Origin of the sequence: Brevundimonas goettingensis, from assembly GCF_017487405.1 — a bacterium.
GTDB lineage: Bacteria > Pseudomonadota > Alphaproteobacteria > Caulobacterales > Caulobacteraceae > Brevundimonas > Brevundimonas goettingensis.
The window spans coordinates 1603608-1629906 of sequence record NZ_CP062222.1; the positions used below are offsets into that span (position 1 = coordinate 1603608).

Consider the following 26299-nt stretch of genomic DNA (forward strand, 5'->3'; position numbering starts at 1 on the left):
ATTTCCGGGGCCGAGGACGAGGACCAGATGGCCGCGACCAAGTTGACAGACCGCAGCGTCGCCGCGCTGAGGCCAACCGCCGGAGACCGGCTGGAACTCTGGGATGCCGATTTGAAGGGGTTGTACCTCCGCATCTCCGGCCATTCAAAAGTCTGGGGCTTCAGGTATCGTCGCCCCGACGGGAGCCAGCCGCGCATGCGGCTGGGTCACTACGTCCCCCCCGATCAGGCTTTCGGGGACAAGTCTGCGCTGACCGTCGCCGGCGCCCGGGCGAAGGCGAGACGAATTCTAAGCGACGTCGACGACGGCAAGGATCCCGCGACAGAGGCCCAGATCGTGAAGGCTGAAGCGAGGGACGAACCCCTTCGAACCTTCGCCGACATGGCAGAGGGCTATTTCCAGGCGACCGAAAGCGGCGAGTACCGGCCCAGCAAGAAGCGAAAGCGGGCGCCCACCATCCTGTCCGAGAGAAACCTCTACAAGAAGCATCTGGGGCCCATCGCCTCCCTGCGCATCGAGGCGGTGACGAAGGCTGTCGTCCGTCAAAGGCTTCGGGACATCCTCCAGGAGGGCAAGGGTGTGACCTCCAACCGCGCCCGCAGCCTGATCAGTCAGATCTTCGCGTGGGGAATCACCGAGGACCGGGTTCTCAAGAACCCCGCCCAACAGCTCGACGATCTCGCCGAGGAAACACCGCGCACCCGGGTCCTGAACGATATGGAGCTGCGGGCGCTGTGGCGCGCGCTTGAGGACACCTCCGGCTTTCGCCGCCCGCTTCCGAAAGGCCGCGACGAGCCTCTCATGGTCGGCCGCCCGATTCGGATCGCGATCCAGTTGGCGGCGCTCCTGCTCCAACGGCGGGCGGAGATCGCCGAAATGCGCGTCGCGGAACTGGATTTCGAGGAACGGACCTGGACGATTCCGGCGGCCCGCACCAAGGCCGGCCGTACGACCGTCGTCCCGCTCGGTGAGTTTTCGATCCTGCTGATCCGCGAAGCCCTCGCGCTTCGGCCCAGGCTTGCCGACGGCGAGAAGCCCTCCCCGTTCGTCTTCGTCGGCCGGGGCGAGGTTCCCGGCGCCATTCACCCTTCAGCGATCAGCCACGCCATGCGCGACATCCGGGCGGCGATCGATGTTCCCGACATCACCGTCCACGATCTGCGTCGCAGTGGCGCGACACGGCTCGCAAAAGCCCGCGTCAGCCCCTTCATCCTGTCGAAGCTGCTCAACCACGCCAATGAGCTCGGCGGCGGATCTTCGATCACCATGTCGGTCTACGTCCAGCACGACTATCTCGAGGAAAAGCGTGAAGCGATCGAGATCCTTGAACGCACGATCCTGGCCACGGTCAAACCGGTCTCCGCCCTGGAGACACAAGGTGTGAAAGCCCTGCCTCCTCCGGGCGACCCGATCCAGCCGGAGCTGGCGCTGTGACCCATCGGAGCCATGCCCCCGATCGTGCCAACCATACGCTATTAGCGTAGAGTCTTTGCCGTGAGCTGGACCCCCGGGGACATTCTCATCACCCTGGACGACGACGCCGTCTTCGATCCGGTCGTAACGGCCAGGATCGACACTCCGGACGGGCCGGTCTGGGTGATGGCGGAGGTCCTCAGGTCAGGTCCCACGCTGCGTCTGCACGGGCTACACCTGCACGGAACAGGTCCGAACAGCCTCGGCGTCACGAAACTCCGCTGGTTGATCCAGGTGGTCATGGAGACGATCGATGTCGATGAAATCATCGTTGGCGGCGCAACTCGGACCACGGGTGCGAACCGAGGCCGTCGCTCCGGTCAACAGCGATTCCAGCGCAAGGGTCATCCTTCGTCCCCTTGACGCCTTCATGCAGACGGTGCCGTTCGCGCGCGCCCTTGTGCGACGCGGCGTCAAGGCCAGCGTCGCGCGCGCTGTCGCCGAGCGGCTCCTGACGGGCCGCTCGGCGCATCTGGAGATTCCACGATACGACGGCGCCCCGTTGATCCAGGAGCTGCGAAACCTGGGGGTGGGTGCGAAACGGCCGTTGCCCGCCAGTGGCCGCAAGCTGGCGCGGACACGCAAGGGCCTCAACCTCAGCCAGGAACAGTTCGCCAACTCCGTAGGCCTTGAAGTGCGAACGCTGCAGAACTGGGAGCAGAAGCGGGACGAGGTCTTCGATGGACCGACGGCGCTGCTGATCAAGATCCTCGAGCTCTATCCTGAGGTGGCCCAACAGGTCGCCGCCGACGATCCGTCCAGCGGGCCAGACGTTCAATCCGCAGCGTGACACCACCCACGTCTTTCCAGTCCGACACGCCAAAGCTTCATGCCGCCGCCGTGCGTCAGCGCGTCTTCGCCGGCGTTTCCGAGGAGGACGTGGCGGCCGCTCTCGGGGTGCTGGACGCCGTGGCATGTCGGCTCGGTGAAGGATCAGACCCAGCGCGCGCGGCGAATGGCCGGGTCTGAGGCCCTTTTCCCCCTGGGGCCCTTCAGGCCAAGCACCGGCGTCACCCGTTCGTCAGACGCCGTGGCGGAATCACCAGCTGCGCTCCCATGCCTGGGTCGGTGAAATCTCTCGAGCGCCGTCACGCCCGTATTCGACCGCTTCGAACGCAGCCGTCCCCAAGCCCGCTTCGACCGTCTTGTCGGGCGGGTCGATCGAAGGCCTTGGGCCGCCGCAACGCTCTTCCGCCGGACCCGCTGCCGGCCCTCCGCTCGACGCCGAGCTGCGCGGACCTTTATTCGACCGACGCCCGCGACCGCCCAGACTGCGCCCGTCTCGTCGCCTGAACGCCTTCGTGTTCCGGAGTGCGGACGTCCGGGATGGTGACGAGGTTCGGCGTCGCACCAGGCTCGAGCGGCGGCAGACGAACGAACCGCGCCTCGGCCGCGCTGTTGCGCAGCTTCAGATGCAGTTTGACGGGTTCGCCCGCCCTGGCCAGTCTGATCGCCAGGCCCCGCGCCGCCTCCTCGGCCGCGCTTCCGCTTCGGAACACCATCGTGCTGGCGATGGCGTCGGTGCGCACGGCCCATCCCGCATCCGGGGGTTCAACGACGATCTTCTCCATAAGGTCCTCCGTTGATCGCGCAGCGAGGCCTCCAGGCTCGCCGGCGGCGGTGATCCTGGATCCCGGTTTAATGCCGTCAAGGGCCGGGGTGGAACCTCGCAAGGGATATCGCCGTTGGGTGGGCTGGCGACCGGAAGGGCCGCTCCCGCCCCTCACCCTTCCCGGTCGATGCGTCGAGCGCTCCGTGCGCTCCGCATTCCAGCCCGCCACCTCTTCCAGGGTGGCGGGCTTTCCATTTCCGGCAGGCTCGCGTCGAAGCGTCGCAACGGCGCAACCCGCTCGTCCTCAAATCGCTGGGTGGGGATGCGTGATCGCCTGCACCACCTCATGACCACCGCCGTCAACGCCCTGGGCCATCCGGCCAGCCTGGTCGTGTTGCTGATTGCGGCGCTCGTCTGGCGGCGCATCGAACCCGACAGCTTCGACCTCCACGCCGTGGCGACGCTGGTGGCGATCGCCATGACCCTCATCATCCAGAGGGGCCAGAACCGCGACACCGCGGCGCTTCAGGCCAAGCTCGATGAACTGATCCTGGCCACGGAAGGGGCGCGCAATGAGATGGCGGGCCTGGACGAGGAGACCGCGGACGACATCGAGGAGATCAAGCGAACCTCCTGATCGCGGTCCGAAAGGTCAGGCCTGGGCCTGTCGATGAATGTGGGAAGCGCGCCCCCCGAGTCGCATCCTCTCAGGCCGCTACGAAGAGGATGTTTCCGATCATGACCGCTACCAGCGCCACGAATGCCGCAAAACCCAAACCGACCATCAGGGCCCGGTCGTTCCTCATGAATGATCCTCTTCGCTCGCCCAAAGCCATGGGGGCCTCAACACCGCACGCGCCGAGCCGTTCCCCCACCGGGAATGCCTTCCTCACTCTGGAGCATCGCCGTTGTCGCCGTTGATCATCGAAGGGACCGCCGTCGGACCCGGCGACGGACGGTGAGCGCCTGGCGTCGCAAAGCGCCCGACAGGCCGACGTTCCCAGCCGCTGTCATAGGCCTGGCGCACCGGGATCGGCATGGCCCACATCAACTGGACCCGAATACTGGCCACGCAATAGCGCGGGTCATTGCGCCGATGGTAGGGGGTGACGACAGCGCTGTGTCTGCGGCAAAAGTCGGCCGCGGCGTGATCGACGCGGGCCACCAGGATCTGACGATCGCCGGCTTCACGCAGGTTCAGGTCGCCATAGCGAAACCGGGCCTGAGGCTCGGCAGCGGTACGGGCGAGAGCGGTCGTGGAGCAGGCGGCAAGCAGCAGCCCGCAAGCGATGGCGACAGGTCGCATCGTGGATCTCCGTTTCTGAAATTTTTGAGGGGTCCGCCGGCGGACGACCCGTGACTTTCGGGTTTGACCCAGCCGGTCGTCAGTGATCGTCAGCCGTCAGAGGGGGGTCATACGGGCGGCCCGAGTGCTCGCTCACATGCGACAGGAGCGTCGAGCCGCGGACGCGGTGCGTTTGGGAAGCGTGACGACATTCAAACGCCTCCAACGGGTGCGTCTGCCTTAATGAGGAGCCGGGACCGCGCCGCGGATGCGCGCCGAGGAATTACATTTCCGTAAGCCGCTCCTCAGGGCGCTCGGCTGCCGGCCAAGCCGTGCCTTTCCACCGGTCTTCGTCCGTGCTCTCCAATCCCGTGCGGTGCGTTCCCCGCCGGGCGAGATCGCCCCGAGTTGATATACTCCCGGCCCTGATCCTCAGTCGTGGTCTCTCGGCGCAGCGGATCGGACTGGCCCATCCTGTGCGGCCTGACGGTGTGCAAGGTGGTCGAAGGCTACGCCTGACGGGCGGACATCGCCTGCCACGACAGACGACGCGCAGGTTGCTGCTATAGCATTCGTTGCACTTATGGCCGATCCGTTTTGGCCCCTCTATCACTTGGCCCACGGCGCTCACAGTCTCAACCGGATCGTTCGGGATGTATCATGTCATTTTGCAAGCTTGGGGCGGCCGTGTTCCTTGTCGCGCTCGCATGTCAGGCGCCCGTCATGGCTGAGGCTCCTGGTCATGTGACGGGCATTGGCGGCGTGTTCGTTAAGAGCAAGGACCCGGCGGCGCTCGCGGACTGGTACCGCGAAGCCTTGGGCGTCGATGTTGCCGCATGGGGAGGCGCGGTGCTGCGCTACACCGAGGCCAGCCATCCTCCGGCCGTCTCCTGGATGGCCGTGCCCGAGACGAGCGACCACATGGCCCCGTCGACGCGCGAGTTCATGATCAACCTCACCGTCGACGATATGGACGCCATGGTCGAACGGCTCCGCTCAGCGGACGTGCCGATCCTCGACCGGAATGATGACGACGCTTTCGGAAGGTTTGTATGGATCCAGGATCCCGACGGGACGAAAATCGAGTTGTGGCAGCCCCGCTGAGCCTTCACCCTTCGTTCGAGCGGTTCACGAGATGTCCCTTCCAAGGACTCAGGACTTCGTAGCGCGTCACCTCGGTGGGACCGGGTCGGGTCGCCTGCAGGAGGTTCCTGGCAAGGAGGTGCCGCACAGCTTCCTGGGCGCTCCGTTTGGAGAGCCCGGTTCTCTCGGCGAGTTGCGCATGGCTGAGCCGAGGAACCCCGTCTTCCGACGCGGCCCACAAGGCGAGGTAGACGAGAAAAGCGGACGCCTTGCGATCATGGCCCACGAGGTCGCGCATGAGCGTATCGAGGACATATCGATCCAGGGCATATCGCTTGTTGCTCATGCCAAAGCCTCTAGCACAGCAAATCTGGCCGGCAGATTCGGCCGTCAGCGTCGAGCCGATCAATCGTGATCCGAAAACTCAACTACGTCGGCATCCCGACCCGTGATCAGGATCTCGCGCTGTCCTTCTGGACGGAGGTCATGGGCTTCATCATCGCAACCGATCGTCCGGTCGAAGACAGGCGCTGGATCGAACTGACCATCCCGGGCGCACAGACCGGGCTGCTGCTCTTCACGCCGACCGGTCAGGAAGACAGGGTCGGCACCTTTTTCAACGGATCGTTCGGATGTGAGAATGTCCATCACGAGTACGACCGCCTTAGAGCGAAGGGCGTGAAGTTCCTGGGCCCACCCGTCTCGAAGCCCTTTCCGCACGTCTATTTTCAGGACCCGGACGGGAACACATTCTTCCTGTCCAGCCGATGAGCCGCCGTCGGCGCCGGGCCAAGGATTTCGAGGGTCAGCGACAGCGGCGTCTCCGATAGTCGAGAAGAGGCGGGCCGCAGCGTACATTCATTGAAATCCATGAGCATTTTCCAATTCACCGTGTGGCGAGATAGGTAATTTCCCTTATAGATCACCTATGCGCCAACGTCTGACCCCCGCCTCATCCCGAGCCAAAGCCGAAAAGTGCCGCAGGGCCGCGGCGCTGTCATCCGATCCCGCCATCAAGTCCGAACTTCGCAAGCTGGCCGAGGAATTCGAGGATCGGGCCCGCGTCCTGGAAACAGCTGCCCGCGAAGGTTTCGGCCACGCGAGCAAACCGGACTAATGGCGCTCCAAGCTGGCGCTCAGACCTATGAGCCCGCGAACGAGATAATCCATATCCGGTCGAAAGGCCTGTCCCAGGTCTTTTCAGAACTGTCTCAGAGGCCATGCCCTCGTCCGATGACAAGCTGCGGAAGTCCCGACGAGACCTTGCTGATGACCGCTCGCGCGTCCCAAAGACCGTCGCCCCTATCGAGCGATCGGAGCGCTGGACGCGGCGTCTCGACCAGCTCCAGTAGTGTCAGGGGTCAGAAGCTGAGGAAGAGCGAAGCTACCCAGGCGCCCTGGGTGCGATCGCTGTCCGTCCACGACAGCCCCATGGTCGCCACGCCGAGATCCTTGCTCAGGCCTGCCTCCCAGTCCCACTTCCCGTCTTCGGCGAAAGCCCCGCGTTCACGGCCCACCCGTCCGCTGAGGCTGACGGGCCAGCCCCCGGGCGCGTAATCGACCGCGATCCATTCGTAGAGATTGTCCGCGTCGCCCAGGGCCCTCTGGGCCGGGGCATAGGCCAGTCCCGCCGTAACCGTGAAGGCCAGGAAACTCCGTCCAGCCTGAACAGGGATTTCAACATAGTCGACCGCTTCTCCGCCAGGATAACGGTAGGCCGCGACCGAGGCCTCGACGTCAATTCCAGAGGCCTGGCCACGCCACCCGAGCGACCCGGTCAGTTCGACTTCGGCTCCATTGCCGTCGGAATCCACACCGTAGTCCTCAATCGAGGAGCTGTAGACGTCCACATAGAAGCCCGACACATGGGTCAGGGTGAGGCCCGCCTGGACCGCCGGCTCGCCGCCAGAGAGCGAATAACCTCTGAACCGATAGTCGCTGACAACGCCCGCCGTCCCCTCGACGCGCCACGCCGTGGCGACTGTTGGCGTCGCCGTTCCTTCGGGCGAAGACGGCGGGCTTCCGGCGAGGACCGGGGTCGCGCCAAGAAGGAAAAGGCTAGCGGACAGCGGTTTCAGCATGGCGATCTTTCAGGCGGCGACGTCATCGGAAACGCCTGCGGGATCCGTCAGCCGCACGATGGCGTCGAGCAGAGCGGCTGGTCGGATCGGCTTGGCGAGATGGAGATCCGATCCGGCCTCGAGGCTGCGCCGGACGTCGTCGGGCATGGCGTTGGCCGTAAGCGAGATCACCGGCGTCCGGCCCAGACCGGTGGTTGTTTCATGAGCGCGAAGCGCGCGCGTCGCCGTCAGCCCGTCCATCTCGGGCATCTGCACGTCCATCAGAACAATGTCGAAATGTTCGCTGCGGAACAGCTCGAGGGCTTCCGCACCATTCTCGGCCAGGGTCAGATCGACCCCCAAAGGCTCTAGGATCATCGTGATAACCTGGCGGTTCACCTCGTGATCGTCCGCGCAGAGCACCCGCAGGGCGCCTGCCGGCTCCTGGGCGAGCTCGGCCGATGCGCTCGGTGCTTGCATTTCGGCGGCGTCGCCGATCCTGGCGAGCGGCAGGCGAACAAGGAAAGTCGAACCTCGGCCGGGCTGCGAACGGACCTTGACCGTTCCGCCCATCAATGTGGCGAGAGAATCGCAGATCGACAATCCGAGCCCTGAGCCCCCGAAACGCCGACTTGTGGAGAGGTCCGCCTGCTCGAAACGCTGAAACAGGCGCGCCGCCGTCGCCCGGTCGAAGCCGATCCCGGTGTCACTGACGCTGAGACAAAGACTTCCCGACGCCCTGCGTCGGGCCCTCAGCGTCACATGTCCGGCTTCGGTGAATTTGACCGCATTCCCGACGAGGTTGGACACGATCTGGGTGACCCGCGTCCGGTCTCCGGAATACAGACCTGCGGCGGAGGGGTGGATGACGACCGTCAGTTCGACACCCTTGGTCGCGGCCGCGGCGCCGTGCAGGTCTCCGACGGCCCGCAGGGTCTCGGAGAGGTCGAAGGGGGCGAGCTCCAGCTGGACCTGTCCCGCCTCGATGCGGGCGACGTCGAGAATGTCGTTTACGACGCTCTGGAGAACCTGGGCCGAACTGACGATGGTGCGGGCCATTTGCCGTCCGCGGTCGTCGCCCTGATACGCGTGCAGGAGTTCGCTCATGGCGATGACGCCATTCAACGGCGTGCGAAGCTCATGGCTCATATTGGCGAGAAACTGGGATTTTGCCGCGTTCGCCGCCTCGGCCTCCCCGAGGCTGTGGGCCAGCGCCGCCTCATGGCGTGCGAGTTTACGGATCAATTGCCGTGCTCTGGCGACGCCGAGCGCGGAAGCGATCAGCACGAGCGCCATCAGGGCGGACAAGGCCGGCGCCGCCCGGGACAGCATGACGGCACTGGGCTTCGCGGGCGTCCAGACGACCGTCCCGAGCACACGATCCGCCGGATCGCGCAGCGCCATCTGCCCGCCCGGACCTCGAGCACCCGCTCCTGCCAGATGCACCCCTTCCAGCATGAGGTCCTGGCCGAGAGACGCTATGAAAGCTCGCGCCGGCAGGCCGCTGATCACGACCGGATCCCGGGCCCCTGCGCGCGCGTGCGCGGAATCCTCGGGCACGACCGTCGAAACGGCGACCATATAAGGCTCGCGATCGACAAGGACGATGGCGGTCCGGTGCACGACGGAATCCAGGCCGTAGCGGGCCCCGGGCTCGCGGGGACCCTTTCTGGGCGCCTGACTCCGAACCGCGTTGACCAGGGGCTGGACTGCGAGCGCCAACGCTCTCTCCGCCCCGGGCGCGACCGCTTCGCTGTCACGAGATGCATAGATGGCTCGTCCCCGCCCATCGAACGCGAGGGTCACCTGATGGTGCATATAGTCCGCGTAGTAGTCGCCGTAGTTGGCCTGCATCCAGGCCTGGTCGCCGGCCAAGGTGCGCTCATAGGCTTCGTTCCACACCGTGGCCGACAAGACGTCTGCGTCCAGCCCCTTCAGTCGGGTTTCGATCCGCCGCTCCGTCAGGCGGGTCTGTGTCTCCAGCCCGATCCGGTCGAGAACCGTGGCCGAATAGGCCACCATCCCGAACACGGCGAGGAGAACGGCCGCCACGGCGATGGCGCCCATCATCAGCAATCGCACAAGACGTGCGCGGGTTAGCTCGTTTGCGCCGGACATGGCCCCTCTTCAGAGACCGACGTAACACGACAAGCTTAACCGCCACCTAAGCCACGGACTAACCTTGGTTATACCGCTTGGGACGAAGCCTGCAGGCATTTGCCCGTCATGAAACAATCGTGCTGCGCGATCCGCTTCAAGCGTCGCAAGGCAGCGCCTCATCGTCAGCTCTCCGTGCCGGCGTCCGTCCCTGATGTCCCACACGCCCACGCCCCACTCCCTCCCCTGGCCGCCTATGATCGCCCCCTCCAGCGCGACCGCTTCTCAACTCAACAGGACGCTGGACCAACTGGGCCTCTGAAGGAGGCCTGGTCGAGCAAAGGCTACCCTGATCCCTAAGCCGCCGGTTCCGGGCTGCTCGTCGCCGTGACCATGCAACCGAGGGCTGGGGCGTCATCGAGCAAACCGGCCTTTCGGACTGACGCCTCTCCCGCCGCAATTCTTTCGAGCCCGCCGGATCGCGACCGAGCTGGGAGAGTTGGACAGAGGCAGGTCGGCAGCCCCCGCGATCCCGGGTCAGGAGGACGACGACAGTTCCAACAGAGAGCGCGATGATCGAGCTGCCCCCATGACGTCGCGCCCGTCCCGTCGTTCACGAACGCAAGGGCTCTGGCCGGATCGCCCTCTACAGTCCCAGCGCCCAGAAAGGCGGCAACCGCCACGACCAGACGTCGCGGGAAGTCCTGGTCGCGCGGCTGGCGGCCCTGCTGCGCATTCCGCTCATCGCCCAGGTGGAGACGACGGACGATGTCGGACCGGATATCCTCCTGGTTCCCAGAGAGACGATCGTCGAGGGACCGGGTCCCACGATGACATTTTCGGCGACGACCCTGCTCGGAGGGCTCGTCCCTCACCCCTTCGTCGCGACCAAGGCGATCACCCATGGTCTGGTCCGGCCCGAGGCCACATGCCCGCAAGGATGGTCGAACGCGATGGCGGACCGGCTCGGCGACGCCGCGCTGAATGGCTATACGGCCTTCACCGCCGCCGACGCCATCGAAGCCGGTCTGAGGCTTCTCGAAGCCGGCCCAGCGCGGGTCAAGGATGTCAATGGCAAGGCGAGCCTCGGCCAGACGGTGGTGAGGACCGCCGACGACCTCCGGGCCGTCATCGCCGAACAGGATCCGGACGAACTTGCGCGGTTCGGCATCGTCGTCGAGGAGAATATGAGCGAGGTGGAGACCTACAGTGTCGGCAGTCTCTGGGTCGCGGGTCTGGAGATCAGCTACGTCGGCGATCAGCAGGAGACGATCGATCACAAGGGCCGCACAGTCTACGGCGGAACCCGTTTGCGCTGCGTCAGGGGCGGCCTCGACCGACTGACCCACCTCGGTCTGGAGCCTGAGGCCGTCGAGGCCATCCGATGCGCCGCAGTTTTCGACGACGCCGCACGACGCGCTTATCCGACCATGGTGCTCACCCGCCGCAACTATGATGTGCTTGCTGGCCGGGACGCTCAAGGCAATCGCCGCGTCGGCGTCCTCGAGCAATCCTGGCGCGTCGGTGGCGCCACCGGTGCCGAGGTCGCCGCGCTCGAAGCCTTCGCCCATGGGCCGGACCTCGATTTCGTCAACACCGCCACGGTCGAGGTCTATGGCGAGGCCGCCATCCCGCCGCACGCCGTCACCTATTTCAGCGGTGTCGATCCGGTCGTCGGCGCCATGACCAAATACGCGATGAGGTTGATGTGAAGGACCAGAGCGACATCCAGGAGGGCCGCGTCGAACTCGCCGTCGAGGGACAGAAGCTGGCCGGGACCCTGCTCAAGCCCGATGCGCCCGTCCCGGGGTTTCTGTTCGTCCACGGATGGGGCGGAGACCAGGAGGAGGACCTCGGCCACGCCGAGGAGATCGCCAGGCTCGGCTGCGTCTGCTTCACCTTCGATCTGCGCGGTCACGCCGGGAGCGACGCCGGTCGCGAGGAGGTCACGCGGCAGGACGGGCTCAACGACGTCCGGACGGCCTATGACTTCCTGGCGTCCCAGCCCCTCATCAACGGCGACGCCATCGGCGTGATCGGGACCAGCTACGGCGGATATCTCTCCGCCTTGCTGACCCAGGACAGGCCGGTGCGATGGCTGGCGCTTCGCGTGCCCGCCCTCTATCCGGACGCGGACTGGGACACGCCCAAGGCGCTCCTGAACAAGGACGGCGTCCGCGCCTACCGCGAACACATCCGCGCGCCTGGCGACAATCGGGCTCTGGCCGCCTGCGAGGCGTTCGAGGGGGACGTTCTGATCGTCGAGTCCGGCGCGGACGACCGGATTCCCACCGAGGTCATCCTGTCCTACCAGGCGGCGTTCAAGCGGGCGAGTTCCTTCACCCACCGGATCATTCCCGGCGCCTCGCACGCCCTGCGCGACCCGGCCGACCAGCGGGTCTATGCGACGATCCTGATCAACTGGCTCGAGGAGATGGTCCGGGCCAGCCGCCGGTCCTATCGGTGACGTACGCAGGCTCCAGAGCGACATGATGCGTCTCGCCGCTCCCGAGCGCCCGGACGCCTAAGGCCGTCAGTCTGATGTCTACAAAGCCGGGCCGCTGGCGGCGATGGATGTCCATCGCTCGACCGACCGGGCGTTACGCGCCGCACACCGGGATCAGCGCGACCCTGAAGCCGCCTTGGCCGCAGCCAGGGCCGCGTTTACGGCCTCGAGCTTCGCGGCCTGTTCGGCGAGGGTCGGCACCCCCATGGCTGTGCGCAAGCTGTCCGGGACAAGACCGCGGTTATAGGGATCGTCTGTCGGAGCCTCCCCCTGACGCACAGTGGTCTGGGTGCCGTAGATCTGCGGCTCCCCCTTCATCTGGAGATACCGGTCCAGGCTGGCCGCCGCGATCCAGGCGGCGCCCTCGGAACCTTTGGCCGCAGCCGCCACGGCCAGGCTGTGGGCCAGCAGATAATCATCCGGCTGGGTCCCGTGCTGGAAGACGAAGGCGGCCTTGCGGAAATCCTCGGCGCTCGCCAGGGCCCCGGCCTCGAGCAGGGTCCGGACCTCGACCCGTCGAGCGGCGTCTTCGGCGTGCATCCGCTCCACGAAGGCGCGGTCCGGCCGTCGACCGGCCGAGACGCCTTCGCGGATCGCCTGGTCGTCGGCGAAGATCTGCGCCATGCGGGCGTTGTCGACCGCGGCGCCGGACGATTGCGCCCAGGCGGGCGCGCTCCACAGAACGGCGAGGCCGAAGATCGCGGCGAGTGGCAGGCGGTGCGTCATGGGAAACTCCGGGGGCTGCCCAGCCCTGCCGATCCAGGGTTCCGCATTCAAATGAATTCGCGGCAAGGATCCGCCGCCTCGACGGGCGGCTCACGCCGCCAGCCCGGGTTGCTCACGATGATCCGACGCAGCAGATGTCGCGCGCATCGGGCCCCCGCAACGAGCCTGCCAGGCGGTCCGTCCGGGCAGACAGCCGTCGGCGAGGCATGGGTTGTGTCGGGCAAAGGCCCCTTCGGCAGCTCTCCCGCCCCCGTCATCTCACCACTCGGTCCGATCCTTGGGCACGCCCTGCGCCTCAACGGCGGCGAGCCTCTCCGGCGCAGAGCCGGTCTCCCGCCACCACCGGGAGTCCGGCGGCTCAGGCGGCCCAAAGCTCGCGGATCCGTGGCGACGCAATGAAGCTCGCCGGCTGCCCCGATTTTGGCGGCGGGTCGCTGATCCCCTCGCCGATGAAGCGCATGGCGGAGGCCAGACCATGTCGTGAGAAGGGCTTCGGGATCACGCCGTGCGCGCCGCCGAAGTCCGACGGGATCTCATCGGGGTTGGCGGTGACGAACACGATCGCGGTCCCGTCCCAGTTGGCGCGGATCCAGGCACAGACGTCGAGGCCGTTGGACCCGTCGGCGAGATGGAGATCGACGAAGGCGATGTCGGGCGCAGCCATGCCGGCGAGCGCGTGGACGTCGGCCAGCGACATGGCGTCCGCGACGACCCGGTGGCCGCAATCCTCGATCATGGCTTCGAGGTCCATGGCGAGCAAGGCTTCATCCTCGACGATCAGCACGTTGAAGGGGGCCTGTGGGGTCGTCATGGCGCCTCGATCGGAAAGGTGACGGTGGCGCGCGTGCCGGGTTCGACGGAAGCCCATTCGGTGACGGCGCCGACCTGGCGCGACAACCGGCCGATCAGGTTGCGGCCCAGACCGGGCGCGCCGGCGTCGACCCGCCCCGGGCCGTCGTCCTCGACGGTGATGACGGCGTGGTCGCCGTCGGCCGCCGCGCTGACGGCCAGCCGTCCGGGTCGTCCGTCCGCATAGGCATGCTTGATGGCGTTGGTCAGGAGCTCGTTGATGATCAGGCCGATGGCCGAGGCCTGGTTCGACGGGACCAGGATGCGTTCGACCTCGACAGACGCCTCGATGTTTCCCCCGCCCGGTCGACCCCAAAACGTCGGCGGTGAGGGTCTCCGTCAGACCGCCGACATCGAACCGGGTGATGTCGCCCGACTGGTAGAGGCGGCGGTGCACGGTCGCCAAGGCGTCCACCCGCTCCAGCATCGAGTTGAGGGTGACCCGAAGCTGGGGGTCGGGCAGCGACCGCGCCTGAAGCCTCAGCAGCGATCCGATCATGGTGAGGTTGTTCTTCACCCGATGATCGACCTCGTGCAGCAGCAGGGTCTTGGCTTCGAGCGCGGCCTCCAGTTCGGCGGTGCGCTCGGCGACCAGCCGATCGACCGACGCCTTCTGGGCGGCGATCTCCGCGTGCGCCTCGATCCGGTCCGAGACGTCGAGCTGGGAGGCGAAGAAGAACTGGACCTGGCCGTCCTCGCCCCGGACCGGGCTCAGGAACAGGGCGTTCCAGAAGCTGGATCCGTCCTTGCGATAGTTGAGGATGTCGATCTGGATGTCCTCGGCGGCCCGGATCGCATCGCCGATCGCCCGCACGGCCTCCGGGTCCGTGTCGGCGCCTTGCAGGAACCGGCAATTGCGGCCGATGATCTCTTCACGCTCATAGCCCGTAAGGGTCTGGAACGCCTTGTTGACGAAGACGATCGGGTTGTCGTCCTGGCGCGGGTCGGTGATCACCATGGCCATGCGCGTGCCGCGGATCGCGGCCGCGAACGGATCGCCCCGGCCCGTCTCATGCGGCACGGCGTCGGTCAGACGCCAATCGTCTTTCTGTCTCAACAGCTTGCGTCCCGAGGTCTGGAAACCGCGCGTCGGGTCGACGCGCCCTGCAAGAACAGGGGCGAAGCCCGTTGGTTGCCTCATCTCCGACGGAGGCCGACATCCGCTGTGACGACCCGGAGCGCCGGACGCCCGACTGGATAACGCCGGGAGAGCGCCGCTGTGTCAGAACCCGAAGTCGATCTGGTCGGGGGCGGGGTTCGCCGCCTGCGCGGCCTCGAACCCGACAGGCGCCGGAGCGGGAGGCGTGAGATCCGGTTGGGCCGATTGGGCCGTCGCCGTCGCCGGCGGCGCGGTCCGTGTCGGCGAGGCCCTCGCCATCCCGGGAAGCCGGGGCCGCATCGGCGGCTCGAGCCCCTTGCGCGCCATCCGGCCGGGAGGATCGATCGCCTGCGCAGAGCCCCGCAACGCCTTCCATGCGGTCAGCTCACTCTCCCACCACCCGACCCGTCCCGGCGAGATCGACACACGCGAGGGAAAGGCGCCCGCATGGCTCAGACGCCAGGCGGTGCTGCGACTGATGCCGGTCATGTCGCGCACGCGGTCCCACGACAGGAGGCGATCCGCGGGACCGCCGCTCTCCACGGGCGCGCCGTTCACATGGAAGGCCATGTCAGCCCCCTGCAGCCCCCGCCGCTTCCGGTCCGACGCCCACGGCGAGCCCTCGCCCCTCCCGCTCAGGGTGAGGACGGCCCCGGCGGACCCGGGCGCCGGCCACGCGCCACGGCGCGATGGGCGCCGCAACCCCGGGGTTTGCCGGTGCGACCGTCCCCGCCTCCGGCCTTGCCGGGCGCCTATCCATGGCGACGGCCTTTCGCCGCCGGCGGCGCACCGGTGCGCAGCTCCGAGATCTGGGCCCGCCCCCATCCCTCCAGCAAGACGCGGGGGTAGTAGGGTTTGGAGCGGATGTGGCGCACCGGCGGCCCATCCGATCGCGTCGACCACAGGCGGGCGAGCGTGGCGGCCTTCATGCGCACCCCCATGGCGCTGAGGACTTCCGCCGCCTCGGCGCGCGTCAGCAGCCGGCCTTCGGCGGGGGCGTCGGCAGGGAGCTCAGGCGTCACGGGCGCTCCTCCCCACGCCCGCACTGGCGCGCGCTGGCGATCGTCCGACCCGCCGAGAGCGCCAGATAGCATTCGATCACGGTGGCGACATATTGCCGGGTCTCTGCGATGTCGGGAACGCGTCCGACCCGGGCGACCCGGGCGGGGCCCGCGTTGTAGGCGGCGAGAGCCAGGCGCACGTCTCCGAAGCGAACCATCTGCCGGGCGAGGTAGTCGGCCCCTCCCCTCAGGTTTTCAACCGGATCGAGGCGGTTCTTCACACCCAGGTCGAGCGCGGTCGCCGGCATGAGCTGGGCCAGGCCGCAGGCGCCGGCGGGCGAACAGACATCCGGCCGATAGGCGCTTTCGGTCACGATGAGGGCGTGAAGAAGCTTGGGGTCGAGGCCGTAGTCGCGCGCCGCCGCCTCCACCGCCTCCCGCCAGGGCTGGGCGGGCGGCGCAACCCGGACCGGATCCGGGTTCTCCGCGGTTTCGGTCCGGTGCGGCTCCGGCGCAGGGGCGCCGAAAAGGTCGCCGCCCGCCCCGCGCCAGTCGACCGTTTGCGCCCGGGCGGGGGCCGCGAGGGCCAGCACCAGCCCCGCCAGAAGGAGCGTCCTCACCATGTCACCGTCTCCCTGAAGATACCGGTGACCTGACCGGCCGACACGGGTCCAAAATAGCGGCTGTCGAAACTCGACGGGGTGTCGCCCAGCACGAACAGCTCGTCCGGCTTCAGCCGTCGGCAGCCGGACCAGGACGGCAGCCGCCGTCCGCGGCGGTCCGCCTCCAGAACGGCGGCGACGCGTTGCGACACGGTCAGCCGGGCGCCGTCCCGGCAGACGCGGTCTCCGCCGATCGCCGCGACGCGCTTGATCAGCAGGACCTCGGCCGGCATGCCGAGATCGGCGAGGTAGGCGCGCGCCATCGCCGGCTGGGGGATGGCGACGATCGCGCCGCGCTCCAGCGCCGCGCCCGGTTGGCGGACGTAGAGACCGCGCGGCAGGCTCGGGCTCTCATTGACCAGGGCAAGGGCCGGTGTCTCCCCGGCGATGAGGGCGAGGCAACCGAGCAGGACGACCGGGACCCCGAGCGCTGCCCATCGGGTTCGGGTGGCGAGGGGCGAAGTCATGGCCGGTAGGGCTCCAGGATCAGGTCCCGGGTGATCAACACCCGGACGGGCGCGCCGGCGCGCAGCCGGATCGACGGCCGGACCTGCAGTTCGCGATCGATGAGACGCCCGCCGACCCGGGCGCCCTCTATGGCGGCGGCGTCGCCCGCGTCGCCGAGCAGGCCGCCGCCGTCCGAGCCGTCGCGCGCCACCTGACCGAGGGTGGTGATGGCGCCGGCGAAGAGGGTCCCGACAAGCAGAGGCAAGAGCCGGCGGTCGACCTGGCCGCGCACGCCGATCGCGCCCTGGGCGTCGACGCCCGCCTCCGACGTCAGGATCAGGCTCTTGCCGTTGGGCAGGATGAGCCGCTCCCACGTCAGAAACGCCCGCCGGTCGCCATAGGCGCTCTCGCCCTCGGACCTGCCGATCAGTCGCGCCCCCTGCGGGATGAGCAGGTGACGGCCGCTGACCGTGTCGAAGACGTTCTGGGTCACCGTGGCGATCACCGGTCCGGCGCGCGCCGTATCCACCGCCGTCAGCAGGGCGGCAGGCACAAGCGCACCGGCCTTGAGCTCGAACGGGGAAAGTGGCGCGACCAGGCCGTGCCCGTTGTAGATCTCGCCAAAGTCGGCGCCCAGGTCCGCGCCCGCCGCCCGGAAGGCCGCGCCCTCACCCCGCGCCGGAACGGGCGGCGCTGTCGACGATCCCGGCGCGCCGGCGAAGAACAGGCCCGACCGCGCCGCCAGCTCGCGCGGGGACGGACCGCCGGCGCGCGGCGGGCCCGGGGCGCGTTCGGCGGGCGCATAGGGGAGCGCGCATGGGCCGAGGACGCATAACCGGGGGCCCTTGCCTCCGAAGTCGGCGGTGCGGCCGGTCCCGCTTCGGCGTCATCGAGGGGAGACGCGCCTCTCGGGGACGGCAGCCGGTCATAGTTCGCCGGCTGGTCGGTCACGGCGTCGGTCGGACGGACCACGCCCCGGGCCTGATCCTCCCGGGCCTCGGCCTGCCGGTCGCGGGCGTTCGCCCGCAACTCGGGCTGCACCACGAAGGCCCAGGCCAGGGATCCGGAGACGAGGACGGCGCCGGCGATGACGATGGTCTGGACCACGGACTTGCGCACGCGATCGGGCGTCGGCGGCTCCGGTCCTTCGCTCTGAGCGACAACAGGCGACGAAGCCCCCGTGACGGAGCCCGCATCCCAGGCGATCGCAGCGTTGAAGGCATCGGCCCCGCCGCTCTTCAGATCAATGAGATAGACGCGCCGGTTGGTGGTCAGGATGAGGTTGGTCTCCAGCCCACGCTCCAGAGGCTTGAGCAGCACATGGGTGATCCTGCCCTCTCCTGAGCCGGAGGCGGCCTCACCGATCTGCCAGCGCACCGTGTCGCCCGCCGCCTTGGAGACGAGGGTCTCGCCGGGCGCCAGGCTCAGGGTGGTGACGCGCAACGGGGCGGCCCAGACCTCGAAGACCCGCCCGGGAGACCAGCCGAAGATCTGGACGCCGCCGACGAAGCGGTCCTCGGTCGACCGGGCCCGGGCCGCCGTGTTCGCCGCCGCGATGGCCGGACGACCGGTGGCGGATGCGGCGCCCCCGCCCGGCGGGCGGGCCGCCCGCCGCGATGACCTCGAGATAGGGACGCGCCCGCGAGACGCCGTCCTCCGCGGTGGCCGCGGCGGCCGGGGCGAACCGTGACGGACCGATCCCGTCAGACGGCAATCCCGCGCCACCGGCCTCGGTCTCCGGGGCCGGTCGGGTCTCGGCCACGGGGGCGGCCGGACTGTCCGCCGCGATCCGGACCGGGGGCGGCAGCAGCGCACAGCCCGACAGGGCCAGGCCTGCGGCGGCGAGCATCAGGAGGCGTCGGGGGTCCATGAGATGTCCTCGATTTTAAGGCCCAGGGGTTCTTCATCAGCTCGGCCTCGGTGCGGGGCGGCTGGACGGTGGTGGTGATCAGGGCGCGCCAGCGTTCGACACCGGCCTGCTGCCCGTTCACGAAGCGGGTCTCCCGCCACTGCAGATCAAAAGTTCGCTCCGTCCGTCTGACGACGTTGAGGATTTCGACATTGACGGCCTCGCGCCCGACCTCGGCGAACGGGTCGTGGGTCTGGGCCCAGGCGTTGAGGAAGCTCGCCGCCCGGGGCGTCAGCAGGTCATAGGCGCGCAGCCAGTTCTGCCGGATGACGATCGGATCGATCGACTTGGAGCGAACATCGCGCACCCAGCCCGCCAGCGCATGGCCGACCTGGGCCTCATTGGGCTCGTAGCGGCCGCCGATGGCGGTGATCCTCTGGGTCTGGCCCCAATCCGAGACCTCGACCACGAACGGCTTGACGACGGCCCGGTCGGCCTGGACCCACCAGCCGGCGCCGAGGAACCCCGCAAGGGCCAGATTGGCCACGGCGATCCGTCTCCAATTGCGGGCGTGGGCCAGGGACAGGCCCATGCGGTCGTCCCAGACCTGGCCCGCGCGCTGGTACGGCGTCTGGTCGGGCGCCGAGGCCATCGCGCGTTTGGGCCGGAAGAAGGGGTGCATTTCAACTCTCCTCGCTCTTCAGATGGGGGGACAGGACCCCGCTGTTTTCACCCGCCGGCAGGAGGCCGCGGCCCGTGTTGGCGATGAAGAAGGCCTGCAGCGCCTGGGACCGGCTCACGGGAGTGGACGGGCGATCCGGAGCCTCCGCGGACCGGGCTGCGGCGCGGTGGAAGTCCGGGCGCGCCCGGGCCGCCTCGGCCGTCACGGTTCGCGCCGGTCTGGATGTGGCCCCGGCCGCGCCGGAGGCCGCCGCGCCGTCGCCCGTCGCCTGCGCTTTGCCCGGGTCCGACGCCGGGGAAGGCGAGGTCCCTCCCGCCGCCGGGTCCGCGACATCGCCGACCATAAGCGCCGCCGGCTCTTCAGACCGTCGGATGGGGCCGAAAGCGCTGCGTTCGTCGCCCGCCGGCCGCGGCGGCGCCGCAGGTGTCGAAGGGGTCAAGGGGATCGGAGCGGTCGCCCCGCCCATGCCGCCGGGGAGCCGCCACCCGGCGCCGGCCCTCCCCGCGGCGCCCCCGGGGTCGGCGGCCGGCCGGAGCCTGCGCCGGACGCACTCCGTGCAGGCCCGGCCAGTCGCGTCGCCGCGCCGCCCGCGCCAGCCCCCGCGCCCGCCGCTCCGGCGGCGCCGAGCGCGGCGATCCCGCCGACCGCGACGCCAGCGGTGATCGCCGCCCCGGCGCCCAGCGCCGGTCCGCCCGTGACCAGGGCCGAGGCGAGGTTGGGGATGAACAGGGCCAGCATGGCCAGCAGAAGCGCCGCGACCAGGATGGTCAGGGCCTCGTAGATGTCCGGATTGGCCGAAGGTTGCAGCTGATCGAAGATCGTCTGGGCGCCGGAGACCACGATGGCCAGGGCCAGGACCTTCAGTCCCGCGGACACGACGTAACCGAGCGGCCGTTCGGCCAGGAAGGCGGACTTGTTCCAGATCCCGAAAGGCAGAAGGACGAAACCGCCCAGGGTGACGATCTTGAACTCCAGAAGGGAGACGATGATCTGCAGGGCCAGAACCGCGAAGGCCAGCATGATGCCGATCATGGCCAGGCCCAGGATCAGGGCGTCGGCGAGGTTGCCGACCACATCGAGCGGGTTGTCGACCGGCGCCGGGGTGTCGCCGAGCGCCTTCACGATGCGCCAGCCCTGGGCCAGGATCGCCCCGGGATTCAGGAACTCCTCGCGGGACAGGGAGCCGCCCCCGGCCGTCAGCCCCAGTTCGAGGAAGCCGGCGTAAATGGTTTCAGAGAGTTGCTGCCAATCGTTGATCAACCAGGCGAAGGCGCCGATCAGGATCACCTTGCCGAACCCCGAGGCGAGGACCTCCCGGTTGGGCGACAGCGCCCACTGGATGCCGGTCAGGGCGACGACGAGGACGATCAGCAGGCCGAAGACGCCGTTGACCGAACCCTGGAGGGCGTCGAACCCGGCCGAGACGGTGTTGGAGAACACCACCATCAGCTCATTGGGCGTTTCCACTCCGACCGACATCGTCTGTCTCCTCAGTCGTCGGCGTGGGACAGGGGATCGAAGGCCGGCGCCGTCGGGCGCGGGGCCGTCGCCGCCCAGCGCCGGCGTCGCGCCGCATCGCCCGACGCCCTGTCGGCCGCGTCACGCGCCGTCTGTTCGGCCAGCAGGCGCGACTGGGCCAGCAGGAGGGTGCGCAGCGCCGCCATGTCCTCAGCGAGCACGGCCAGCAGCTGATTGGTCGACTGGACGGCGGCGGTCTGGCCCGTGGCCGTCTCGCTGGCCGTCAGGGCTCCGGTGAGCCGGGCCTGCCGGCCCTGCCCCAGCCGCTCCAGCTCCGCCGCCGTTCGGGCGAGGTCCTCGGCCGTCCGGCGGGCGTTGGCGGTCCGCGCCTGCCCCTGCTCCAGCAGGCGCAGCAGGTCCGCCCCCGTCAGATCTTCCGGATACAGGGTCTGAAATTGTCGCTCCAGGCCGTTGATGGAACTCGCCAATCCCCGCGCCGTCCGCGCCAGCTCCGCCATGTCGTGAAGGCTCTGGCTCGACTGGACCAGATGGCTGTAGGGCGAGGCCGCCAGGCTCCGGGCCTCATTGGCCAGGCTCTCCAGCTGACGCGCCGCCTGCAGGGCGTTTTCGATATGGTTGCGGGGATCGAAGACGACCTGCTGCGCCGGAGCGGGAGCGGCCGCGAGAAGACTGACCGCGACCAGACCGGCCGCGAGGATCGCAAGGCGCCTATTCGGCCGCGAGCGGTCGGGCGAAGGCGTCGAAGACGGCGTCAACATTCTGCACTCCCTTGGCTCTGAGGAATTCGCGGGCGAACCCGCCCGGCGCCTGGCCCTCCGGGTCGGATCGCTCCAGGATCGCGTCGATCAGGGCCTGGTCCTCCGGAGAGGCGGCGCCGCACAGGGCCAGGGCCACGCCGGTCAGACGCAGGTCGAACAACCGGCGCCCGCGCGGCTGGCGCCAGTAGTAGGCCCGCTTGGGCGTAGCGAAGGCGATCAGCTCCAGCTGCCGCCGGTTGAGGCCGAAGCCGCGGTAGAGCGCCGCCGAGGACGGCTCGAGCGCGCGCGGATTGGGCAGGAACACCTGGGTGGGGCAGCTCTCGATCAGGCTCGCGGCGATCGAGGAGGCGGCGACGTCATCCAGGCTCTGGGTCGCGAAGACGACGCTGACCCGCTTCTTGCGCAGGGTCTTGAGCCACTCGCGGATGCGCGCCGCGAAGGCCGTCTCGCCCAGGAAGAGCCAGGCCTCGTCCAGCACCAACAGGGTCGGCCGGCCGTCGAAACTCGCCTCCAGATGATGGAACAGGGCCGAGAGCACGGGCGCGACCGCCGAGGGCGTGGCCATCAGGGTCTCCAGTTCGAAGGTGTCGAACCGGGTCGGGGCGAGGGCCTCCCCCTCCCCGTCCAGCAGCGCCCCATGCGGCCCCTTCAGCGTCAGGGGCTCCAGCGCCGCGAACACCGCCTTGTCCTGGACCAGGGCGCAGAACACCGTCAGGGTGCGCTGCGAGACCGGGGCCTCGGCGAGCGCCGACAGGGCGATCCAGATCTCCTCCCGGACCCTCGGCACGGGCTCCAGCCCGGCCAGCCGCACCGTCTCGGCGATCCATTCCGACGCCCAGGCCCGCTCGTCCTCCCGGTCGATCGCCGCGAGCGGCTGCAGGGAGAAGCGCGCCCCGGGCTCGAGCGCCCGCCAGCGGCCGCCGGCCGCCAGGGTGGCCGCCCGCGCCGACCGGCCCTTGTCGAAGAAGACGACCCTGGCGTCCGGATAGCGGAACCACTGCAGGGCGAGGAAGGACAGGAGGGCGCTCTTGCCCGAACCCGTGGGGCCGACGACCATGGCATGGCCGACGTCCCCGACATGGAGGACCAGGCGGAACGGGGTGGATCCGGTGGTCCGGGCCGTGGCCAGGGGCGGTCCGGCCAGGTGGGCGTCCTCCGCGGGGCCGGCCCAGACCGCCGAGACCGGCAGCAGGTCGGCGAGGTTCAGGGTCGAGACCAGCGGCCGGCGGACATCGGCATAGGGCTCTCCCGGCAGGGAGCCGAGCCAGGCCTCGACCGCATTGAGATCCTCGACACGGGCGACCAGGCCCTTGGCGTTCAGGGCCGCCTCGACGGCGCGGGCCCGGGCGGCGGCGCCCGCCTCCGTCGCCTCGAGCACGGTCACGGTCAGGGTCAGGTAGCCGAAGGCGCAGCTCTCCGCCCCGAGCGCGGCCAGGGCGCCGTCGCACTCCTCGGTCTTGGAGGCCGCGTCGGTGTCGAGGAGCGGAACCTCCTCCCGGGTGACGGCCTCGCGCAGCAGGACGCCGACGCCCTTGCGCTTGGCGAACCAGCGCTTGCGGAGCTTGACGATCTCCCGCTCGGCCTCGGGCTTGTCCAGGCCGATCCAGCGCGCCGTCCAGCGATAGTCGAACGGCAGGGCGCCCAGGGCGTCCAGCAGTCCCGGCCGGGTCACCGACGGCAGGCCGCGCACCGAGACGACCTTGAGCCAGCGGTCGCCGAGCCGGGGCGCGACCCCGCCGGTCAGGGCCGCGTCCGCCAGCCAGGCGTCCAGGAACATCGGGGTCTCGGGCGGCCGGACGGCGAAGGGCGTCGGCGAGACGCTGTCGTGCAGCCAGGTCAGGAGGTCGGCGTCGTCCAGGCGGGCGATCTCCGGCAGGGCGTCGGAGAGAAGATCGAGGGTCGTGTCGGCCTCGCGCGAGAAGGTCGCCAGGGACAGACGCCAGTCCTGTCCGGCCCGGGCCAGGCCGTCGAACAGCCAGCGCTCCATGCGACGGGTCTCGTCGGCGGGCGGAAGCCAGGTCAGGGCGAGGTGGAAGTCGGTCTCGAAGGCCGGATCGGCGGTCTCGAAACGGCTGCGGCGCTCCTCGTCCATCAGCCAGGCGACGTCCAGGTCGAAGGCGCTCTGCGGATAGGCCGCCGCCGGCCGCCTGCGCGCCTCCATATGCAGGCACCAGCCCGAGCCCAGCCGTTTGAGCGCATTGTTGAGCCGGGCGCGGATCGCCATCAGCTCATCCTCGGTGGAGCTCTCCAGATCGGGCCCCCGAAAGCGGCAGCCGGCCAGGAAGGATCCGTCCTTGTTGAGCACCACCCCCGGCGCGACCAGGGCGGCCCAGGGCAGATGATCGGCCAGGGCGGCGGGCCGTCTGCGATGTTCGTCGAGGAACCGCATCCCGCCCTCACCCGTCCAGATGGCCGGGCGTGCGCAGATGGCGGCGCAGCACGTCGAAGAAGCGGCGGTCGGACCGCGCGGCCCACAGGCCGATCGCATGGGCGACCGCCCACCAGAGCAGACCCAGCCACCAGATGCGCATGGCGAGGCCAAGAACCAGGGCGATGGTGCCCATGGCGATCGCATAGTCCCGCGGCATGCCGGCCATCAGGACCGGCTCGGCCAGGGCCTGGGCCACGGGCAGCTCCCAACCTTCGGGCTGGTCGGCCATCACGCGATCTCCGCCCCGCCGGCGAAGCCGAAGAAGTCGAGGAAGAAGGTCGAGGCGGCGAAGGCGATCGACAGTCCGAACATGATGCCCAGGCCCCGCCGCATCGAGGACCCGTTCTCGCTCATGGCGATGCCGGCCCCGAACACGACCACGGCGACCACGGCCGCGGCCTGGACCACAGGCCCGGTGATCGACTGGACCACCTGCTGCAGGGGCCCTTCCCACGGCATTCCCGATCCGCCCGCCAGGGCCGGTCCCGCGACCAGAAGGCCGCACGTCATCGCTGCGCCGAACAGGCGGCGCCCCAGGGTCCGTTGCATGTCTGATGTCCTGTTGTTCAGCGCGGTTCAACACGGCGCGACTCATTGCAAGCAAATCCACCCGCAGGTTGTCAACAGGCCGAATACAGCGAACTACAGGTTAGTTTGCTCAAGTTGTTTCCGACTTGGCATGACTTGAGATTATTTCCGGCAAACACTTTTCGAACGACTTGTCCGTGGTCGACGCCTGACGCTTGACGACTTGCCAAATTGCATGTCCACCCAAGCCGTTGTTGTGGCCTGTCCGTGGAGGCCCACTACCGCTGCGCGGCGTGCAGACCAAGGGCGCGTCGTCGTCCCGTCCGTCAGCGCGAAAAACACGGTTTCGTGAGGCCGGCCTGCCGAGCCCGCATCGCGCCCGGCACAACCGCGAGCGGCGGGGCTGCAACGCCTGAGCGGCTGATCAGGGGCGAATGATGTCCACGCTGGGTCTCCCCGCTGCTCGCCTGGTGAGCGCCGCAGGCCCGCCGACGCGCTGGCCACTGGACGACGCCCCCCCGACCGCGAAACCGAGGGAACGGCTAGCCAGACACCCGGGCGCGAGACGCGTCGATTCTGGCCTTGAGCGCGCGACGTATCCCCAGACCGCCCAGGTTCGAGGCGATGTCGGCGAACGCAAAACCCTCATCCAGCAACATCCGCCTCAAGGGGCGGATGGAAGAAAGCTTTCCGCTGTCCGCAAGCTCGAAGGCGCGCTCGAGAACGGTCGATCGACGCCCCGCGTTCATCGGCCGTCGCCGTACCAGGTCGCCGCGACGAGCAGCGCGCCCAAAAGGAGGCTCGCGGCCAGCAGCCAGATCCAGAGCCACGGGGAACGTCGGAACAGTCTGTTACGAGGGCGGCGCGGCATGCGGTCTACGGAGACGTCTGTCGGGTGTAATCAGGCGGTCCTTTTTTCGGTCGCCTTCGGCGCCTTGACAAGCGGGCCGGTCACGAGAAGGGCGCCGGCCGACGCCGTTTCCGGAATCGGATAGCCGGCCCGACCGCCACACATCCCGGGTCAGCGCCTCAATCGGCCTGCGGGCTCGCCGTCGCCAGTCGACGCAAGGTCTCGATGGCCAATGAAGGTGCGATATCGGATTCCTCGACCGCCTTCTTCATCGCCGGCGCCAGATCCGGCGCGATCCTGGGGGCCGTCATGCTCCACTCGCCGAACAGTCGCCCCGCGACCGGGGCCCTGTGAACTATGGTGATCGCGCTATGCCGCGGATCCTCGGACAGGCGCCGCAGCAGCCTGTCCAGGTCTTCGGGATAGCCTTCGACAACCTGGAAGAAGACGCCGTCGCTGTAGGTCAGCGCGCCGCTGACGCCGTCGCGGCGATTGTTGCGTTGCGAGACCGCCAGAACGTCCGCGATCAGCAGCAGGGAATCGACCGAGACCGTCGCACGACTGCGGTAGGCGAGGCGCTCAAGTGAACGCGCCATCAGGCCTTCGCGCCCTGCACCGGATCATCCGCCCAGATAACGCACATTTTCGGAGCACTCCGGACAGCGGCCGACAGGTTTCAGGCCGTTTCTGGTCGTCAACGCGCAGCCTTTGCAGGCGGTTGCCAGAACCCCGCCAAGAAGACGGTCACCGCCCGGTTCGACACGGGCGAGGTTTCCACCGCCATCTGCGAGTTTGCCGGTCGACAAGCTGCGCCACAGGACCGCGAGGCACGCCTTGAATGTCATCGGTTCCACCCCGCACGCATCGTCAAGCACAGAGAAA

Annotated in this window: 30 protein-coding genes; 9 read left to right on the plus strand and 21 right to left on the minus strand. The window is 68.7% G+C overall.

Annotation, left to right across the window (positions count from 1 at the left end):
* Window positions 1-27: 27 nt before the first annotated feature.
* Genes IFJ75_RS07975 through IFJ75_RS07985 form a run of 3 tightly spaced genes read left to right on the plus strand, consistent with a single transcriptional unit; the run spans window position 28 to window position 2263 of the window.
* Window positions 28-1434 carry a tyrosine-type recombinase/integrase gene (locus tag IFJ75_RS07975; protein ID WP_207932053.1) on the plus strand — a complete coding sequence of 469 codons (1407 nt, stop codon included), beginning with the start codon at window positions 28-30 and terminating at the stop codon, window positions 1432-1434.
* 60 nt (window positions 1435-1494) lie between these two features.
* The gene (locus IFJ75_RS07980; RefSeq protein ID WP_207932054.1) at window positions 1495-1836 is read left to right on the plus strand and encodes a hypothetical protein; all 342 of its coding nucleotides are present in this window, start codon (window positions 1495-1497) and stop codon (window positions 1834-1836) included.
* A gap of 7 nt (window positions 1837-1843) precedes the next feature.
* Complete coding sequence (locus IFJ75_RS07985; RefSeq protein ID WP_207932055.1) at window positions 1844-2263, plus strand: helix-turn-helix domain-containing protein; 420 nt, start codon at window positions 1844-1846, stop codon at window positions 2261-2263.
* 451 nt (window positions 2264-2714) lie between these two features.
* Here IFJ75_RS07985 and IFJ75_RS07990 read toward each other — a convergent pair whose 3' ends face one another.
* Window positions 2715-3044, minus strand: a complete 330-nt coding sequence (locus IFJ75_RS07990) for a hypothetical protein (protein WP_207932056.1) — start codon at window positions 3042-3044, stop codon at window positions 2715-2717.
* Window positions 3045-3347: 303 nt separating this feature from the next.
* Here IFJ75_RS07990 and IFJ75_RS07995 point away from each other — a divergent pair, with 303 nt between their 5' ends.
* Complete coding sequence (locus IFJ75_RS07995; protein ID WP_207932057.1) at window positions 3348-3662, plus strand: low affinity iron permease family protein; 315 nt, start codon at window positions 3348-3350, stop codon at window positions 3660-3662.
* A 252-nt stretch (window positions 3663-3914) separates the two neighbouring features.
* Here the strand turns inward: IFJ75_RS07995 and IFJ75_RS08000 are convergent, their stop codons facing one another.
* Complete coding sequence (locus IFJ75_RS08000) at window positions 3915-4331, minus strand: UrcA family protein (RefSeq protein ID WP_207932058.1); 417 nt, start codon at window positions 4329-4331, stop codon at window positions 3915-3917.
* A gap of 702 nt (window positions 4332-5033) precedes the next feature.
* Between IFJ75_RS08000 and IFJ75_RS08005 the strand changes: the two genes are divergently transcribed.
* Window positions 5034-5414, plus strand: coding sequence for a VOC family protein (locus IFJ75_RS08005; protein ID WP_207932059.1), 381 nt, complete (start codon window positions 5034-5036; stop codon window positions 5412-5414).
* A 4-nt stretch (window positions 5415-5418) separates the two neighbouring features.
* Here IFJ75_RS08005 and IFJ75_RS08010 read toward each other — a convergent pair whose 3' ends face one another.
* Window positions 5419-5739: a helix-turn-helix domain-containing protein gene (locus tag IFJ75_RS08010; protein WP_207932060.1), complete on the minus strand. Its 321-nt coding sequence runs from the start codon at window positions 5737-5739 to the stop codon at window positions 5419-5421.
* A 65-nt stretch (window positions 5740-5804) separates the two neighbouring features.
* Here IFJ75_RS08010 and IFJ75_RS08015 point away from each other — a divergent pair, with 65 nt between their 5' ends.
* Together IFJ75_RS08015 and IFJ75_RS08020 are read left to right on the plus strand one after the other, a co-directional pair.
* Entirely contained in the window at window positions 5805-6164 is a 360-nt protein-coding gene (locus IFJ75_RS08015; RefSeq protein ID WP_225897047.1) for a VOC family protein, read from the plus strand.
* A gap of 157 nt (window positions 6165-6321) precedes the next feature.
* Window positions 6322-6510, plus strand: coding sequence for a hypothetical protein (locus IFJ75_RS08020; protein ID WP_207932061.1), 189 nt, complete (start codon window positions 6322-6324; stop codon window positions 6508-6510).
* A 244-nt stretch (window positions 6511-6754) separates the two neighbouring features.
* On the opposite strand, the gene IFJ75_RS08025 is transcribed toward IFJ75_RS08020, so the two are convergent.
* Window positions 6755-7474, minus strand: a complete 720-nt coding sequence (locus tag IFJ75_RS08025) for a TorF family putative porin (protein ID WP_207932062.1) — start codon at window positions 7472-7474, stop codon at window positions 6755-6757.
* Between the two features lie 9 nt (window positions 7475-7483).
* Window positions 7484-9571 carry a hybrid sensor histidine kinase/response regulator gene (locus tag IFJ75_RS08030; protein ID WP_207932063.1) on the minus strand — a complete coding sequence of 696 codons (2088 nt, stop codon included), beginning with the start codon at window positions 9569-9571 and terminating at the stop codon, window positions 7484-7486.
* Between the two features lie 695 nt (window positions 9572-10266).
* On the opposite strand from IFJ75_RS08030, the gene IFJ75_RS08035 reads away from it, so the two are divergent.
* Both IFJ75_RS08035 and IFJ75_RS08040 read left to right on the plus strand, forming a co-directional pair.
* Window positions 10267-11262 (plus strand): DUF3182 family protein, encoded by a 996-nt coding sequence (locus IFJ75_RS08035; protein ID WP_404822095.1) that lies wholly within the window; start codon window positions 10267-10269, stop codon window positions 11260-11262.
* A complete protein-coding gene (locus tag IFJ75_RS08040) occupies window positions 11259-12017 on the plus strand; it encodes an alpha/beta hydrolase family protein (RefSeq protein WP_207932064.1) in 759 nt (252 codons plus the stop codon). The genes IFJ75_RS08035 and IFJ75_RS08040 overlap by 4 nt, the downstream gene beginning before the upstream one ends.
* A 153-nt stretch (window positions 12018-12170) precedes the next feature.
* Here IFJ75_RS08040 and IFJ75_RS08045 read toward each other — a convergent pair whose 3' ends face one another.
* From IFJ75_RS08045 to IFJ75_RS08120, 16 genes are all read right to left on the minus strand, one after another.
* Window positions 12171-12782, minus strand: a complete 612-nt coding sequence (locus IFJ75_RS08045; protein ID WP_207932065.1) for a hypothetical protein — start codon at window positions 12780-12782, stop codon at window positions 12171-12173.
* Between the two features lie 358 nt (window positions 12783-13140).
* Window positions 13141-14688, minus strand: coding sequence for a PAS domain-containing protein (locus IFJ75_RS20260; protein WP_207932066.1), 1548 nt, complete (start codon window positions 14686-14688; stop codon window positions 13141-13143).
* 165 nt (window positions 14689-14853) lie between these two features.
* A complete protein-coding gene (locus tag IFJ75_RS08055; protein WP_207932067.1) occupies window positions 14854-15300 on the minus strand; it encodes a helix-turn-helix transcriptional regulator in 447 nt (148 codons plus the stop codon).
* 182 nt (window positions 15301-15482) lie between these two features.
* On the minus strand, window positions 15483-15752 hold the full coding sequence (locus IFJ75_RS08060; protein ID WP_207932068.1) for a hypothetical protein: 270 nt from the start codon (window positions 15750-15752) through the stop codon (window positions 15483-15485).
* Window positions 15749-16354, minus strand: a complete 606-nt coding sequence (locus IFJ75_RS08065; protein ID WP_207932069.1) for a lytic transglycosylase domain-containing protein — start codon at window positions 16352-16354, stop codon at window positions 15749-15751. The genes IFJ75_RS08060 and IFJ75_RS08065 overlap by 4 nt, the downstream gene beginning before the upstream one ends.
* Window positions 16348-16860, minus strand: a complete 513-nt coding sequence (locus tag IFJ75_RS08070; RefSeq protein WP_207932070.1) for a S26 family signal peptidase — start codon at window positions 16858-16860, stop codon at window positions 16348-16350. Before IFJ75_RS08070 ends, IFJ75_RS08065 begins: the two co-directional genes overlap by 7 nt.
* Window positions 16857-17393, minus strand: a complete 537-nt coding sequence (locus IFJ75_RS08075; protein ID WP_207932071.1) for a TrbI/VirB10 family protein — start codon at window positions 17391-17393, stop codon at window positions 16857-16859. Before IFJ75_RS08075 ends, IFJ75_RS08070 begins: the two co-directional genes overlap by 4 nt.
* Window positions 17375-18283 carry a TrbG/VirB9 family P-type conjugative transfer protein gene (locus IFJ75_RS19695; RefSeq protein ID WP_263973031.1) on the minus strand — a complete coding sequence of 303 codons (909 nt, stop codon included), beginning with the start codon at window positions 18281-18283 and terminating at the stop codon, window positions 17375-17377. The genes IFJ75_RS08075 and IFJ75_RS19695 overlap by 19 nt, the downstream gene beginning before the upstream one ends.
* Window positions 18284-18543: 260 nt before the next feature.
* Window positions 18544-19371, minus strand: coding sequence for a conjugal transfer protein TrbF (gene trbF, locus IFJ75_RS08085; protein ID WP_225897049.1), 828 nt, complete (start codon window positions 19369-19371; stop codon window positions 18544-18546).
* Window positions 19372-19806: 435 nt separating this feature from the next.
* The gene (gene trbL, locus IFJ75_RS08090; protein ID WP_207932072.1) at window positions 19807-20850 is read right to left on the minus strand and encodes a P-type conjugative transfer protein TrbL; all 1044 of its coding nucleotides are present in this window, start codon (window positions 20848-20850) and stop codon (window positions 19807-19809) included.
* A gap of 11 nt (window positions 20851-20861) precedes the next feature.
* Window positions 20862-21608 carry a conjugal transfer protein TrbJ gene (locus IFJ75_RS08095; protein WP_207932073.1) on the minus strand — a complete coding sequence of 249 codons (747 nt, stop codon included), beginning with the start codon at window positions 21606-21608 and terminating at the stop codon, window positions 20862-20864.
* A complete protein-coding gene (trbE, locus tag IFJ75_RS08100) occupies window positions 21559-23997 on the minus strand; it encodes a conjugal transfer protein TrbE (RefSeq protein WP_207932074.1) in 2439 nt (812 codons plus the stop codon). The genes IFJ75_RS08095 and trbE overlap by 50 nt, the downstream gene beginning before the upstream one ends.
* Window positions 23998-24004: 7 nt before the next feature.
* A complete protein-coding gene (locus tag IFJ75_RS08105; RefSeq protein WP_207932075.1) occupies window positions 24005-24268 on the minus strand; it encodes a VirB3 family type IV secretion system protein in 264 nt (87 codons plus the stop codon).
* Window positions 24268-24588, minus strand: coding sequence for a TrbC/VirB2 family protein (locus IFJ75_RS08110; RefSeq protein WP_207932076.1), 321 nt, complete (start codon window positions 24586-24588; stop codon window positions 24268-24270). Before IFJ75_RS08110 ends, IFJ75_RS08105 begins: the two co-directional genes overlap by 1 nt.
* Before the next feature lie 521 nt (window positions 24589-25109).
* Complete coding sequence (locus IFJ75_RS08115; protein ID WP_207932077.1) at window positions 25110-25397, minus strand: hypothetical protein; 288 nt, start codon at window positions 25395-25397, stop codon at window positions 25110-25112.
* 199 nt (window positions 25398-25596) lie between these two features.
* A complete protein-coding gene (locus IFJ75_RS08120; protein ID WP_207932078.1) occupies window positions 25597-26013 on the minus strand; it encodes a BLUF domain-containing protein in 417 nt (138 codons plus the stop codon).
* Window positions 26014-26299: the final 286 nt, after the last annotated feature.